Origin of the sequence: Halomonas sp. 72 (assembly GCF_052379785.1) — a bacterium.
Taxonomy (GTDB): Bacteria; Pseudomonadota; Gammaproteobacteria; order Pseudomonadales; family Halomonadaceae; genus Vreelandella; species Vreelandella citrativorans.
This window is the reverse complement of record NZ_JBQSYY010000004.1, coordinates 140,801-154,152: the sequence shown is the minus strand read 5'-3', so window position 1 is coordinate 154,152 and position 13,352 is coordinate 140,801. Positions and strand designations below refer to the sequence as shown.

The 13,352-nt window shown below is 55.7% G+C and carries 12 protein-coding genes; 2 read left to right on the top strand and 10 right to left on the bottom strand.

Going from position 1 to position 13,352, the window contains the following annotated elements:
- Positions 1-20: 20 nt before the first annotated feature.
- From ACT3T6_RS06160 to hexR, 3 genes are all read right to left on the bottom strand, one after another.
- Positions 21-1,109 (bottom strand): TRAP transporter substrate-binding protein, encoded by a 1,089-nt coding sequence (locus ACT3T6_RS06160; RefSeq protein WP_172116804.1) that lies wholly within the window; start codon positions 1,107-1,109, stop codon positions 21-23.
- Between the two features lie 128 nt (positions 1,110-1,237).
- Positions 1,238-3,436 (bottom strand): DNA helicase II, encoded by a 2,199-nt coding sequence (uvrD, locus tag ACT3T6_RS06155; protein ID WP_192526821.1) that lies wholly within the window; start codon positions 3,434-3,436, stop codon positions 1,238-1,240.
- 86 nt (positions 3,437-3,522) lie between these two features.
- On the bottom strand, positions 3,523-4,377 hold the full coding sequence (gene hexR, locus ACT3T6_RS06150) for a transcriptional regulator HexR (protein WP_087111253.1): 855 nt from the start codon (positions 4,375-4,377) through the stop codon (positions 3,523-3,525).
- A 272-nt stretch (positions 4,378-4,649) separates the two neighbouring features.
- Between hexR and ACT3T6_RS06145 the strand changes: the two genes are divergently transcribed.
- Positions 4,650-4,868, top strand: coding sequence for a PA3496 family putative envelope integrity protein (locus ACT3T6_RS06145; protein ID WP_087110325.1), 219 nt, complete (start codon positions 4,650-4,652; stop codon positions 4,866-4,868).
- Between the two features lie 71 nt (positions 4,869-4,939).
- Here the strand turns inward: ACT3T6_RS06145 and ACT3T6_RS06140 are convergent, their stop codons facing one another.
- The 3 genes from ACT3T6_RS06140 to ACT3T6_RS06130 form a co-directional block, all read right to left on the bottom strand.
- Positions 4,940-6,283 (bottom strand): sodium-dependent transporter, encoded by a 1,344-nt coding sequence (locus ACT3T6_RS06140; protein ID WP_192526822.1) that lies wholly within the window; start codon positions 6,281-6,283, stop codon positions 4,940-4,942.
- A 150-nt stretch (positions 6,284-6,433) separates the two neighbouring features.
- On the bottom strand, positions 6,434-7,282 hold the full coding sequence (locus ACT3T6_RS06135) for a DUF72 domain-containing protein (RefSeq protein WP_192526823.1): 849 nt from the start codon (positions 7,280-7,282) through the stop codon (positions 6,434-6,436).
- A 74-nt stretch (positions 7,283-7,356) separates the two neighbouring features.
- Positions 7,357-8,151 (bottom strand): IclR family transcriptional regulator domain-containing protein, encoded by a 795-nt coding sequence (locus ACT3T6_RS06130; protein ID WP_192526824.1) that lies wholly within the window; start codon positions 8,149-8,151, stop codon positions 7,357-7,359.
- A gap of 141 nt (positions 8,152-8,292) precedes the next feature.
- On the opposite strand from ACT3T6_RS06130, the gene aroQ reads away from it, so the two are divergent.
- The gene (aroQ, locus tag ACT3T6_RS06125) at positions 8,293-8,733 is read left to right on the top strand and encodes a type II 3-dehydroquinate dehydratase (RefSeq protein ID WP_192526825.1); all 441 of its coding nucleotides are present in this window, start codon (positions 8,293-8,295) and stop codon (positions 8,731-8,733) included.
- A gap of 63 nt (positions 8,734-8,796) precedes the next feature.
- On the opposite strand, the gene ACT3T6_RS06120 is transcribed toward aroQ, so the two are convergent.
- From ACT3T6_RS06120 to ACT3T6_RS06105, 4 genes are read right to left on the bottom strand one after another with little or no spacing between them, the layout of a single operon-like run.
- Complete coding sequence (locus ACT3T6_RS06120) at positions 8,797-9,669, bottom strand: shikimate dehydrogenase family protein (RefSeq protein ID WP_192526826.1); 873 nt, start codon at positions 9,667-9,669, stop codon at positions 8,797-8,799.
- The gene (locus ACT3T6_RS06115) at positions 9,666-11,534 is read right to left on the bottom strand and encodes a bifunctional sugar phosphate isomerase/epimerase/4-hydroxyphenylpyruvate dioxygenase family protein (protein ID WP_192526827.1); all 1,869 of its coding nucleotides are present in this window, start codon (positions 11,532-11,534) and stop codon (positions 9,666-9,668) included. Before ACT3T6_RS06115 ends, ACT3T6_RS06120 begins: the two co-directional genes overlap by 4 nt.
- A gap of 28 nt (positions 11,535-11,562) precedes the next feature.
- The gene (locus ACT3T6_RS06110) at positions 11,563-12,828 is read right to left on the bottom strand and encodes a TRAP transporter large permease (RefSeq protein ID WP_192526828.1); all 1,266 of its coding nucleotides are present in this window, start codon (positions 12,826-12,828) and stop codon (positions 11,563-11,565) included.
- Entirely contained in the window at positions 12,825-13,322 is a 498-nt protein-coding gene (locus ACT3T6_RS06105) for a TRAP transporter small permease (RefSeq protein WP_192526829.1), read from the bottom strand. Before ACT3T6_RS06105 ends, ACT3T6_RS06110 begins: the two co-directional genes overlap by 4 nt.
- Between the last annotated feature and the right edge of the window lie 30 nt (positions 13,323-13,352).

Sequence of the window (13,352 nt, the reverse complement as noted above, 5' to 3'; positions counted from 1 at the left end):
TTATCAACCGTGGGTAGCGATTAACCGCCAACGGCATCACGACCTTTCAGGTAGGCATACTCGCCGATATCACTAAACGGGCGGATAAGGTTCTGGAAGTTAGCGTACGACTCATAAATGCGCCGTGAGTCTTCATCGCCCTCCACTTGGTTTTGGATCACGGTTTGCGAGGATTCGTAGAGTGCCTGAACAACATCGTCGGGGAATTCGCGTAGCTGAACGTTATGCTCATCAACCAGAGTCTCTAGCGCCTGCGCGTTGCGGTAAGCGAACTCCGTGTACATGGCCAGGTTGGATGCGCGTGCTGCTTCGCGAATAACGTCCTGCAGATCTTCTGGCAAGGCATTCCAGGCATCCAGATTGATCATCGTCTCGACGGTTGCGGTCGGCTCGTTCCACACCGTGGTGTAGTAGTAGTCGGCCACTTGATGCAGACCAAACGCCATATCGTTGTAAGGGCCTACCCAGTCGGCGGCATCCAGAACACCCGTTTGCATCGAGGTGAAAATCTCAGAGCCTGGCATATTCACGGTGCTGACACCGATGCCGTTCATGGCTTCACCGGCAAGTCCTGGCAAACGTAGTTTAAGTCCCTGCATGTCGTCCAGCGAGTTGATCTCTTTCTTGAACCAGCCCGCCATTTGAGGGCCAGTGTTGCCCACTGCGAACGGCTTAAGATTATGCTTGGCGTAAACCTCGTCCCACAGCTCTTGGCCACCGCCGTGATACAGCCACGCATTCATCTCTGTCGTTGACATACCAAAGGGCACGGCGGTAAAGAACTGGGCAGCCGGGAGCTTGCCACGCCAGTAATAAGGCGTGGAGTGGCCCATCTCTGCCGTTCCAGCCGATACCGCATCAAACACTTCCAATGCAGGTACCAGCTCGCCTGCGCCGTGTACGCGGATTTTCATACGGCCGTTGGAAAGCTGCTCAACGCGGCGAGCGAAGTCGTTGGCGCCCGTGCCTAGCGCCGGGAAGTTCTTCGGCCAAGAGGTCACCATGTCCCAGGTATACGTTTCATCTGCATGCGCGGTCGCTACAAAGGGGGCGGCAGCGACACCGGCAGCACCTAAGCCAGCGGTTTTTAAGAATTGGCGGCGTTGCATGGCGGCTATAACTCCGAATAAATACGATTATTATTGCGTTACGCGTGAGCGTACGTGTCCGCTCGCCAGTATGCGCTAACCCGGTTTTATTGGGCAACCTGTTAAGACACTTCCCCTTAACATAGGCGTTACAGCGGGATTAGCTTGGCAAACCCCAGCACTAGCCACTTAACGCCCTCGCCTTCAAAGCTCACTTGTACTCTGGCGCGTGCGCCTTCGCCTTCGGCATTAAGAATAATGCCTTCACCGAAGACGGCGTGGCCAACACGTTGGCCCACATGCAGGGCAGGTAAATCACCATCGCTTTCAACACGCTGCTGCGCAAAGCTGGTGCGGGCGGCGGTCACCGGGCGTGAGATATGGCCGCGCAGGCGAACCTCTTCAAGCAGGTGCGGCGGTAATTCACGCAGAAAGCGCGAGGGGCGCGGAAACACCTCTTTGCCGTGTAAGCGGCGAGTTTCTGCGTGGGTCAGGTAGAGTTTCTGCATGGCGCGGGTAACGCCCACGTAGCAGAGCCTGCGCTCTTCTTCCAAACGCCCCGGCTCTTCGAGCGACATTTTATGCGGGAACAGCCCCTCTTCCACACCGGCAATAAATACCACCGGAAACTCGAGGCCTTTGGCAGAGTGAAGCGTCATTAACTGTACGCTATCTTCAAACTCTTCAGCTTCATGGTCGCCCGCGTTAAGCGCCGCCTCGGAAAGAAATGCCTCCAGAGCGGCCATGCCTTCGCCCGCCTCGGGCGTTTCAAACGCATCGCCTTGGGTAAAGGCTCGGGCAGCAGTGACCAGTTCTTCGAGGTTTTCGACCCGCGCCTGGCCTTTCTCTCCGCGCTCACTCTTATGGTGCTCAATCAGGCCCGTGTGCTCGGTGACGTGGTCGATAATTTCGTAAAGGGTTAAGCCTGCCGCGTCGTTATCCAACTGCTCAATCAGGTTGGCAAACGTCTGTACCGCATTGGCCGCACGGCCCTTTAACGTACCGTCCTGAAGGGCATCATGCAGCGCCTGCCAAAGTGAAATACTCTGTTCGCGCGCGCGCAGGCGCAGAATTTCCACGGTACGTGTGCCAATGCCGCGGGTTGGCACGTTGATCACACGCTCAAGCGAGGCGTCGTCATCGCGGTTAAGCAGTAAACGTAAATAGGCGAGGGCGTTCTTGATTTCCAGGCGCTCGTAGAAGCGGTGGCCGCCGTAAATGCGATAAGGCATGCCTTGACGAATCAGCGTCTCTTCCAACAGCCGCGACTGGGCATTGGAGCGGTAGAGAATCGCAATATCACGGCGGTTAAAGCCTTCAGCGACCTTCTCTTTGATAGTGTCGACGATATAGCGCGCCTCTTCCAGGTCGTTAAACCCGGCATAGACGGAAATAGGCTCGCCCTCGATACCATCGGTCCACAGGTTCTTGCCCAGCCGGTCACTGTTGTGACTGATCAGCGCATTGGCAGCATCCAGAATGGCACTGGTTGAACGGTAGTTCTGCTCAAGGCGCACCGTCTGCGTTTGTGGGAATTCCTCCTCAAACCGGCGAATATTCTCGACCTTGGCGCCGCGCCAGCCATAAATGGATTGGTCGTCATCGCCCACTGCGGTCATGGGGGTTTGCATGCCGCTCAGCAGCTTTAGCCAGGCATACTGCAAGGTGTTAGTGTCCTGAAACTCATCCACCAATATGTGCCCAAAGCGCTCACGATAATGATTTAAAAGCGCCGGGTTATCCCGCAGAAGCTCAAGGCTTCTAAGCAGTAGTTCTCCGAAATCCACCAGCCCGCCGCGTTCACAGGTCAATTGATAGCGCTCGTAAAGCTCTACCATTTGCGCCATGTAGGCATCACCGTCCACGTTCACCTGGTGCGGGCGCAAGCCCTCTTCCTTGCAGCTTGAGATGAACCTCTGGACCTGACGCGGCGGAAAGCGCTCATCGTCAATGGCGTAATCCTTGAGCAGCCGCTTCACCAGCCGGAGCTGGTCATCGGAGTCAATGATCTGGAAGTTTTGCGGTAGCCGGGCGTCCTGCCAGTGGGTTCGAAGCAAGCGGTGAGCAATAGAGTGGAACGTGCCTACCCAAACGTGGCGTAAGGAGATTCCTTGCAGGGCTTCAAGACGCGTGCGCATCTCGCGGGCAGCCTTGTTGGTAAAGGTAACTGCCAGTAGTGCATAGGGCGACAGGCCCTCTGCCTGCATCAGCCAGGCAATCCGGTGAACCAGTACCCGGGTTTTACCGGAGCCTGCACCGGCCAGCACGAGAAGATTACCCTGAGGAGCGCTGACTGCCTCACGCTGGGCTGTGTTGAGCTGATCGAGTATCGCCGTGACGTCGTCCATAAAAGCCGCTGCCGGATCGAAAAGGGGCGGGTAGTTTAGCACAGCAGGTGAACTGGCTGTGCATACAGGCGTTAGCGTACGACGATTTAGTTGTCTTCAGGGTAGCGCAGGGTATTCAGACTTTTCTTCACCGATTTAAGCTGCTCAGCCAGCTTGGGGCCGCGGGTTTTGGCAACGCCCACGGCGAGCACATCAATTAACACCAGGTGGGCAATACGAGAGCTGAGTGGCGTGTAGATCTCGGTATCTTCGTGAACATCAATATACAGCGGCAGGCTGACTTCTTCTGCCAAGGGTGAACCGCTGGGGCACAGGCCAATCACCGTAGCGCCCGCTTCACGGGCCAAGCGTACGCTGGCGACCAATGCTTTGGTCCGGCCCGTTTGAGAAATAGCCACCACCACATCGCCCTCTTTAAGGGTCACCGCCGACATGTTCTGCATGTGCGGGTCAGCATAGGCCGATGTAGATATCTGTAAACGGAAAAATTTGTGCTGTGCATCAAACGCGACAGCGCCTGAGGCGCCAAAGCCGTAAAACTCAACCCGATTGGCCATCGCCAGCGCATTAACCGCTTGGCCCAGCGCGTCGTTATCGAGCCTGTCACGTACCGAAAGCAGGGTGCCGACCGTGGAGTCAAAAATACTGTGTGAGAACTCAGCAACGGAGTCACTGTCGTTCATTGAGAACTGCGCGAATTGGCTGCCAGACGCCAGCATTTGCGCTAACTGCAGTTTAAAATCCTGAAAGCCATTACAGCCCAGGGCGCGACAGAAGCGCACCACGGTAGGCTCGCTAACGTTGGCTTCGGTGGCGAGGTCAACGATCCGCATGTGGATAACCTCGTCAGGATTACGCAGTACGAAGCGTGCCACTTTTTGTTCGGAGCGGCGAAAGTGCTCCATGCGGCGTCTCATCTCATCGAACAGGGCGCGACTCACGTTCAGCTCCTCGATTATCCAGTGCGCGCGTTTTGCACTGCGCGCTTTGCTGTATTTGTCAGCATTTGCCACAGTATGCCTGAGTGATGGCATAAAAGGGCAGCGAAACGATGTTTAGGCGTGCGTTTAAAAGGCGTTAACGCATTTCGCCAAGTTTCGTCATCATACTGTCAAGTAAGGTATAGTAAGAAGTGAAGTGTCGCACTGCATCATTCAACAGTCGCCACAGATGCAGGTGGACGAAGGCATATTCACCTGGAGGCACGTCGATCATGAAAAACGTCGAACGAATTACCTCGGTCAAAAGCGAGTTGCTGGATATTTTTATGGGCATGGAAGTGGATGAGCATGCTCAGCGCCAGCGTAGCGCCGCACAACGCAATTTACGAGCTCGCCGAGGAATTGAGTTGCATCGGGAGTTTCAGAAGCTATACCGGGATATCGCCCCCCTGCCAGACGATGATGAACGGCAAGAGAGCGAGTTGCACTAACGGCATGTAGCTCGGTGTTTAAGCAGTACCCATATAGTGCAGCCCTGCCAAGCGGCAGGGCGTAGGTATCGCTAGATCAAGCCGGTCAGGAATACGATAATCACACCGAGTGGCGCCACGTACTTGGCGAGTAGATTCCACAAGGTGAAATCGTAGATATCTAACCGTAGCTCCTTGCGCGCTTCTTCTTTGTCCAAACATAGCGAGAAGAAAATTATCGCGCCCAGGCCCGTCAGCGGCAGCAAAATCTTGCTGGTGAAGGTGTCGAGGAAGTCAAAAATGTTGAGGCCGAATAACAGCACGTCGGACCACACATTAAATGACAGCAGTGCCGCCACACCGAGTACCCACACCGCAATACCGCTCGCCAGTGTCGATCCTATCCGGCTCAATGACGTGCGTTCTTCGAGTGTCTCAACGACCGGCTCCAGCAGCGAGATAGCCGACGTAAGTGCTGCAAACGTCAGCAGCAGGAAGAACATCAAACCGAGAATGGTGCCGCCCGCCATGTTGCCAAAGGCCAGGGGTAGCGTTACGAAGATGAGTCCCGGACCTTCGCCTGCGCTCAGCCCGTTGGCGAACACAATGGGGAAGATCGCAAGACCTGCAAGCAGGGCAATGACCGTATCCAGGATAATAACGGTACGCGCTGTGCTAATCAGGTTGACGTCTTCGCCCAGATAAGAGCCATACGCCATCATGATGCCCATACCCAATGATAGGGTGAAGAAGGCTTGGCCCATCGCCGCCAGTACGACACCACCGTCCAGTGCACCCCAGTCAGGGCTGAACATGAACGCAAGTGCTTCACCGAAGGAGCCGCTTGTTACGCCATAGCCGACCAGAATCAAAAGAAGCACGATCAGCGCTGGCATCAGAAGTCGTGAAGCGGCTTCAAGCCCCTTGGTCACACCACGTGCCACGATACCAACGACCAACACCATGAACGCGGTATGCCAAAGCAGAAGCGTTGTAGGGCTGCCCAGCAGATCGCCAAAAATAGCCCCGACGGCATCGGCATCCTGGCCGTTAAACGTCCCGATCACCGCCCCCAGCGTGTAATTGAGCGACCAGCCGCCGATAACACTATAAAAAGATAGAATTAAAAAGGCCGCCAGAACGCCACTAATACCGATAGTTGCCCAAGCCCTGGATCGCCCGTGACGCGTGGCAAGGTCGGCCATGGTGTTAATCGGATTTTTCTGGCCCCGGCGACCAATCATCCATTCCGCTACCAGAATGGGCAGGCCAACCAGCGTTACGCATGCAAGATAGACCAGAACAAAAGCAGCGCCGCCGCTTTCACCCGCCATATATGAGAAGCGCCAGATATTCCCTAAGCCTACCGCTGAACCGGCAGCTGCAAGCACAAAGCCCATACGCGATGACCATTGTGCATGTGCAAGTTTTGCCATACATCACCTACTGTTAGTTGAATTGTAATAAACCGCTATGCGCCCATTTACGCATATTCAAAAAGAGCAGATCGCTCTGCGCTTTTCAAAAGTATGCGCAATTTATCCGATCAAGAGACCTCGTGCCAGTTAGGTTAAATTAATATTAGCTTAAAACAACAGGTTTTGTGCCTCACCGGGGAAGGCACTAAGCGGGGGTAGGTCGGCAAGTTCGCCAAGCGCATTGTATAGCTGACGTGCCATCTCGGGAGACTCGCGATTATCAGCAGTATGCACAAATAAGAAAGGGGTTTTCCCCTGACTTATCCACAGGTTGAGGCGGGCTTTCCAAGGGGCGAAGTAGTGCGTATTAATCGTTTTGTCAATATGGCCAATAAAGCGAACGACCGGAAAATTACCTGTGGAAAGCACGTGTAACGGGAGTTTCGGCTTTTCCTGCTGAGCGTGCGCAAGGCCCGCGTGGCCCTCAGCAGGGGTTGAAAACACCGGACGCACATCCAGCATTACACGGTTGGCACAATAAGTTATCAACAATTGGTTAAGCGCTTTTTCAGCCGCGCCTTTGTGGAAAAAAACAGGATGACGAACTTCAACCGCGCATGGTAAGTGAGCGGGCCAGGCAGCCAGTAAGGCCTCTAGCTTTGGTAGCTCCTCGGGACCAAAGTCGCGCGGTAGTTGGACCATGGTAGGGCCGAGTCGATCATGCAGTGGCTCAAGTGCGGCTAAAAAGGACCAGACATCATCCAAATGGGTAAGCCGCTGGTCATGGGTGATATTGGCAGGTAATTTAAAACAGAAGCGAAAATGAGCAGGTGCCTGGCGAGCCCAGGCGGCAACGGTCTCGGCCTTGGGCGCGCCGCTATAAAAGGTCGTATTGCCTTCCACGCTTGAGAATACGCTGGCATAGTCGCTGAGCAGATCTGTCTTGGCGTGGCGGGCATACAGGCTGCCTTGCCAATCCTGGTTGGCCCACATGGGTAGGCCTAGGTAGAGGGTCATGGGGCATTCATCATCATGAGTTCTTCAGCGAAGCGTGGCTTATCATTCAATCCCTTCCATCATCACGCCTTAGTTCACGTCGTAATAGACGCGCGTATCTGAGCCGCTTTTTCGTGTAGAAGCGGCAAGTACTCCACCAGTAATGTATCCATATCAATGCGCGCTGCGTTCGTACTGATGTTGATTGCCCCAAGCAGTTGGCCGGATGCATTAAACGCAGGTACTGCCAATGAGCGCAGGCCCGAGTCCAACTCCTGGTCAGCGATGGCATAACCCTGTTCGCGCACCGTTTCAATCCGCTTTTTAAGCGCGCCCTTGTCGATAATGGTTTTATCGGTGTAGCGCTTCAGCGCGATACGTTCAAGATAGCTTTCCAGCGCCTGCTCAGAGAGCTGGGCAAGCAATACGTGACCCATTGAGGTATGAGCCGCCGGCAGACGTGTACCCACGGAAAGGGAGATTGCCATCAAGCGGTGGGGGGCGGCCGAGCGTGCGATATAGATAACATCGTCACCTTCAAGCTGGCCAAGCGATGAGGACTCACCAGTTTGCGCGGTAATATCTTCCAAGTACTGCTGGATAACGCTACGATAATTGTTCGCGGAAAGAAATGAATAGCCTAGCTGTAAGACCTTGGGCGCCAGCTCGAAATAGCGCTGATGTTTGCGAACATAGCCCAAGGCATGCAGTGTCAGTAGAAAGCGGCGCGCCTTGGCGCGGTTCATGTCGGTTCGCGCGGCGACCTCACTTAACGTCATGCGCGAATGCGTATCGTCAAACGCCAAGATAACATCCAGGCCACTGGCAAGCGCTGAAACAAAGTCACGGCTATCAGGTGTGAGAGTGTCTTCTTGTAAAGAGTCTTTCATAACGAATAATTCACCGCTTGGACACATTTTCAAAATTCCAATGTAACATGTTGTTCGAATGGCGAACAATTATTCGCTTAGTCTTTGCCACGGCGCATGTGCGCCTTACATGTGCTTTACTCGCCATTAGGAAAGCTACTTATGGGCCAACAAAAAGTAACGGTACTGCACGGGCCGAACCTCAACCTTTTAGGCACCCGGCAGCCCGAAATCTATGGTCATGAAACTCTGGATGACGTGAATAAACAACTGCGCGAGACAGCAGTGTTAGCAGGGTGGGAAATCAACTGTTTTCAAAGCAACCATGAAGGCGCACTGATTGATGCAATACACGCCGCCCGGCAGGACGGCAGTCAAGCGATAATTATCAACCCGGCAGCCTATACGCACACATCGGTTGCCATACTCGATGCGCTAAACGCGTTCGAAGGCACCGTCATTGAAGTGCATATCTCCAATGTGCACAAGCGCGAGAGTTTTCGTCACCATTCCTACGTGTCGCTGCGCGCCGACGGGGTGATCGCCGGGCTTGGGATCCACGGGTATCAGGCGGCTCTTGAAGCGATTATAAAGGCTCGCTAGGTGTTGTAAGAGCAGTAGTGCCACGCTACTGCTGACACCTTTCACTCTATCATCCTTACCGCATCAGGGTTGGGACGGCAAGGCGACAAGCTGTTCAATATAATAGGCCCGTAATGGCATAACATGAGGGCCGATCCGGTCAGCGCTCAGACGATCTGCGGTAAAAAAGCGAAACGCGTCCACGCCTTGGAATACAAAGAGATCCACGCCTGAGAGCGTTTTGGCTCCCGCCTGGGCGGCGGCGTTTAAAAGCTCGGTATGGGCGGGTATGTATACGGCATCAAATACCCAGTGCTGGCTGCCAAGGCCAGACGTGTCAATAGGGCACCCCGGGTGGTTGATATGACCGATGGGTGTGCAGTTGACCACGCCCTGCCAGTTAGGCAGGCCCTGTTGGGCTTGTTCTGGCGTGATGCACGAGGCATTAATGCCCATGGCGCTAAGATCGCGACATAGATTCTGTGCACGCGTCGTATCGTGCTCAAGAATATACAGGTGGCTAACGGCGAGCTCACCCAAGGCGCAGGCTACCGCACGGCCAACGCCGCCAGCGCCAATTAGGAGCACCTCGCCTGCGGGTTGGTTGCCAAACGAGTGGCGGTAGGCGCTGATAAAGCCGGTGTAGTCGGTATTCTCGGCGCGCAGCCCCTGCGCATCAAACAGCAACGTATTGGCAGTGCCAACTCGGAGTACGCCTTCGCCGCGGATATCGGCCAACTGCGCAGCTTTTTCCTTGAACGGGAAAGTAACGTTAGTGCCCTGATAGCCTTTAGTGCGCAGCGTTTGTATCGCCGCGGGGAAATCAAAATCTGCCACACCCAGGCTATCCACTAAATCGTAGCGTACAGGTAGGCCAAGCGATGCGCCCAGGCGTTCATGCAGGTCGGGAGATTGCGATTTGGCGATGCCTTCGCCGACCAGTCCGAGCTTGATCATGATGCGCTCTCATCTGTGTTGTGGTGCAGCGTTTCTGCCTCAAGGCGCTGCTGGGCCGTCACGCGTACAAAGGCATTGGGGGCGCCCAATCCTTGATAGCCGTCACGCTGTACCAGTTCAAAAAAGAACGCCTGGTGGGCAGGTTGCTGCGCATACAGCTGATGAAATTCGCCGCTGCCGTCCTGATCAAACAGGATGTGGTGGTCCTGCATCCACGTCTGGGTCTGCGACGGTAAATCAAAGCGTGCCGCCAGATCGCGGTAGTAGTTGCCGGGAATGGGCAGCACCGGTGTACCCGCCCGCTGCAGCGCGGCGCTGGTGGCACGCATCGACTCCGTGCGCAGGGCAACATGATGGATCCCCGAGCCGCCGTACTGGCGCACAAACCGGTTGCTGGCGGTATTGGGCGAGGCGCTGGCGTTAAGCGCCAGACGGAAACGGCCATTATAGTTTTGCAGTACCTGGCTTTGAATCAGCCCACGCGGGTCGGTGACATCGAAGGAGGGCGTGATCTCTAGCTGGAAAATAGCGCGGTACTGCAGCATCAGCGAGAGATAATCGTGATAGGAAAGCGCAACGCTGATGTGGTCGACATCGACCAAGGCGCCATTAGGCACGGGTTGCACATCCACCGGAAACTCACGATCCCAGGTGCGGCTGAGCTGTGAGTCGTCAATGATGTAGGAGAGGCTGCCGTCGACATTGCGCAGTGCGCTCATACGGTGGCTGGCGCCCACTTCTTCAGGCTCGACGATATCGTAACCGAGCTTGTCCGCCCGCTTGAAGGCTTCGTAGGCGTTGCTCACCTTCAGGCCGATAGCAGTAATCGCCGTGGCATCGCGCCCCGGCACACGACCCGTGAAACTCGCCTCGGTATTAAGCACCAGGTTAACGTCACCCGCGGCCCAGCGCTCCGCATTGAGCGTGTGATGACGCCCGACACACGCCATACCCAGCGCGCTGAGCAGCTCGCGTAGGCGCTGCAAATCCGCAGCCTCAACGGCAATTTCAAGAAACGCGACCGACTCAATGGACTGGGGAGCGGGAATGCCGCTGTCATCCTGCATGCTGCGCAGTAAATGATAAGAGCGCAAGCCATCGCGCGCCGTCTGGTCGCTGTGGCCCATGCGGAAAACATCGTTAAAAATTTCGTGAGATAGCGGGCCGTCGTAACGGGTCTCCTGCAGCATGGCCATGAACTTGTCCATTTGCAGTTCGCCCTGACCCGGGAAGCAGCGGTAATGGCGACTCCACGACAGGTGATCCATAGAGAGGCGCGGCGCATCGGCGGTTTGCACCAGAAAGATGCGGTCTCCTGGAATGCGCCCGATGGTACCCAGCTCCGTTTGGCGCGAGAAGATATGAAAAGTATCCAGCACTAAGCCAACATTGGGGTGCGCGGCGCGGCGCACCACTTCCCAGCTATCGCGGTAGTCGTGAATATGCCGACCCCAAGCCAGCGCCTCATAGGCCACGCGCATGTTACGCCGAGCGGCACGTTCGCCTAATTCATAGAAGTCATCGGCGGCGCGGCTCAAGCCGGGTAGCGAGTCGGGGTGCACTGTACTGCACGCCATTAATAGATCCGTGCCGAGCTCTTCCATCAGGTCGAACTTATGCTCGGCGCGGTCAAAGGCCCGCTCCCGCGCGCGCCCTTGTAAGCCTTCAAAATCACGGAACGGTTGAAGGGTGACTAGCTTTAGCCCACGCGAGCGAATCAGTTCGCCCGCTTCCCTGGGTGTGCCGGTAAACGCCGTAAGGTCGTTTTCAAAGAGCTCAACCCCTTCAAAACCGGCCTGAGCGATGGCGTCTACCTTCTCTTCCAGCGAACCGCTTAGGCAAACCGTGGCAATGGATGAGTACATGGCATTACGCTCCTTGCATTCAGTAAAATCAGTAGCCCAACAGGCGCGGCAGGAAGGTGACCAGCGCGGGTATAAATGTGATCAACAGCAGGATCAGGAACTGTACGCCGAGCATCGGCATAATGCGGCGGATAATGGCCCCCATTCCCACGCCGGAAACCGAGTCGGCGACAAACAGACAGAGCCCCATGGGTGGCGTGATCAGGCCCATCATCAGGTTGAAGATCACCACGATCCCAAAGTGCAGCGGGTCAATGCCCAGCGCCATGGCAATGGGGTGAAGAATGGGGACCAGCACCAGAATGGCTGCGATCCCTTCCAGAAACAGTCCTACTACCAGAAGCAGCAGAATGACGGCAATCAGGAAGGTCCACTGGGTATCGATACTCATCAGCGCCCACTCGGTGAGCATGTTGGGAATACGATTAAACGTCAGTACCCAGTTAGCGGCCGCAACGGCACCCATGATGACCATGATGACGGCGCTATCGCGCATGGCGCGAGCGAAGATGCCGGGCAGGTTAACCAGCTTGATATTACGGTAGAGCACCACGCCAAGAATCAGCGCATACACCACGGCAAAGGCCGCTGCCTCAGTTGGTGTCACGATGCCTGCCAGAATGGCACCCACCACAAAGACCGGCATGAGCGCGGGCAAAAGGCCATGCAGAAGCGCGTGACGGCGCGACTGCTGCCTTGACTGCGTGGCACCTAGGTCGCCGGCAAAAAAGTAGACGTAGATGGAAAGCCCCAGCGCCAGCAAAAATCCCGGTACGATGCCGGCCAAAAAGAGCCCCGGCACTGACACACCCGACACCGTGAGCGCGTAAATAATCACCGGAATGCTCGGCGGAATAATCGGGCCAATCACCGATGAAGCTGCGGTAAGGGCGGCGGCAAAATCACGCGGGTAACCCTCTTTTTCCATTGAGGGGATAAATACCCGGCCAAGGGCGGAAGTATCGGCAATCGCCGAGCCGGAAAGGCCGGCAAAAATTACCGAGGCCCAGATATTGACGTGTGCCAGCCCCGCCTTGAGGCGGCCAACAATGGCCGTGGCCAGGTTAATGATCCGATGCGTGATACCCGCTTCGTTCATCAGCTCGCCGGCCAGAATGAACAGCGGTATTGCCAGCAGCGGAAAAGACTCCATGCCGCCAAAAAACTGCTGCGACACAATGCGAATATGATAGGGAAGATCGCCGGTGCTCATCAGCACCGTGAGGGCACCCAAAATGGCAAAGGCAAACGGTACGCCCAGCAGTATGAGGGCTAAAAGCAGTACAAAAATCATGATGATGGCTCCTCATCAGAGTAGCCACTCAAACGCTGTGCGCCCATTACCAGTGCTGAAAGGCTGAGCAGACCGCCGCCCATCAGCATCGATGTTTGAAAGACCCACATCGGTATCCCGGTGCTTGATGAGGTGCGATTACCGCGAGCGGCGATAAATTCAATGGCCGACACCATCAAGCCAATGCCGACGGCCAACACCACAAGATCAATCGCCACCGCCTGCCAGCGCAGCCAGCGTGGAGGCAGCAAGCGGCGAAGAAGATCAAAGCCGATGTGCTTGTCCTGCAGATACGCCCACGCCATGCCAAACATCAAGCCGTAAATCATCAGATAGATGGCGGTATCTTCCCCCCAGCTAATGGAGCCGCCGTAGGTATAGCGCGCAAAGGCGTTGCCAGCGACCAGTAGAAAAATCAGCACCATGGCAAGGCCTGCCAAGCTGCCATTGAACAGGATCAGGCCACGATGTATCCGGGCAAGAAGATGAGGCATAAGGGCACCTTCAATCGGTAGTCAGGTACG

Bases quoted from the DNA above. Each gene is read 5' to 3' on its own strand.
- ACT3T6_RS06160 (WP_172116804.1), bottom strand. From the start codon at position 1,109: ATGCAACGCCGCCAATTCTTAAAAACCGCTGGCTTAGGTGCTGCCGGT.
- uvrD (WP_192526821.1), bottom strand. From the start codon at position 3,436: ATGGACGACGTCACGGCGATACTCGATCAGCTCAACACAGCCCAGCGT.
- ACT3T6_RS06145 (WP_087110325.1), top strand. From the start codon at position 4,650: ATGAAAAACGTCGAACGAATTACCTCGGTCAAAAGCGAGTTGCTGGAT.
- ACT3T6_RS06140 (WP_192526822.1), bottom strand. From the start codon at position 6,283: ATGGCAAAACTTGCACATGCACAATGGTCATCGCGTATGGGCTTTGTG.
- ACT3T6_RS06135 (WP_192526823.1), bottom strand. From the start codon at position 7,282: ATGACCCTCTACCTAGGCCTACCCATGTGGGCCAACCAGGATTGGCAA.
- ACT3T6_RS06130 (WP_192526824.1), bottom strand. From the start codon at position 8,151: ATGAAAGACTCTTTACAAGAAGACACTCTCACACCTGATAGCCGTGAC.
- aroQ (WP_192526825.1), top strand. From the start codon at position 8,293: ATGGGCCAACAAAAAGTAACGGTACTGCACGGGCCGAACCTCAACCTT.
- ACT3T6_RS06120 (WP_192526826.1), bottom strand. From the start codon at position 9,669: ATGATCAAGCTCGGACTGGTCGGCGAAGGCATCGCCAAATCGCAATCT.
- ACT3T6_RS06115 (WP_192526827.1), bottom strand. From the start codon at position 11,534: ATGTACTCATCCATTGCCACGGTTTGCCTAAGCGGTTCGCTGGAAGAG.
- ACT3T6_RS06110 (WP_192526828.1), bottom strand. From the start codon at position 12,828: ATGATTTTTGTACTGCTTTTAGCCCTCATACTGCTGGGCGTACCGTTT.
- ACT3T6_RS06105 (WP_192526829.1), bottom strand. From the start codon at position 13,322: ATGCCTCATCTTCTTGCCCGGATACATCGTGGCCTGATCCTGTTCAAT.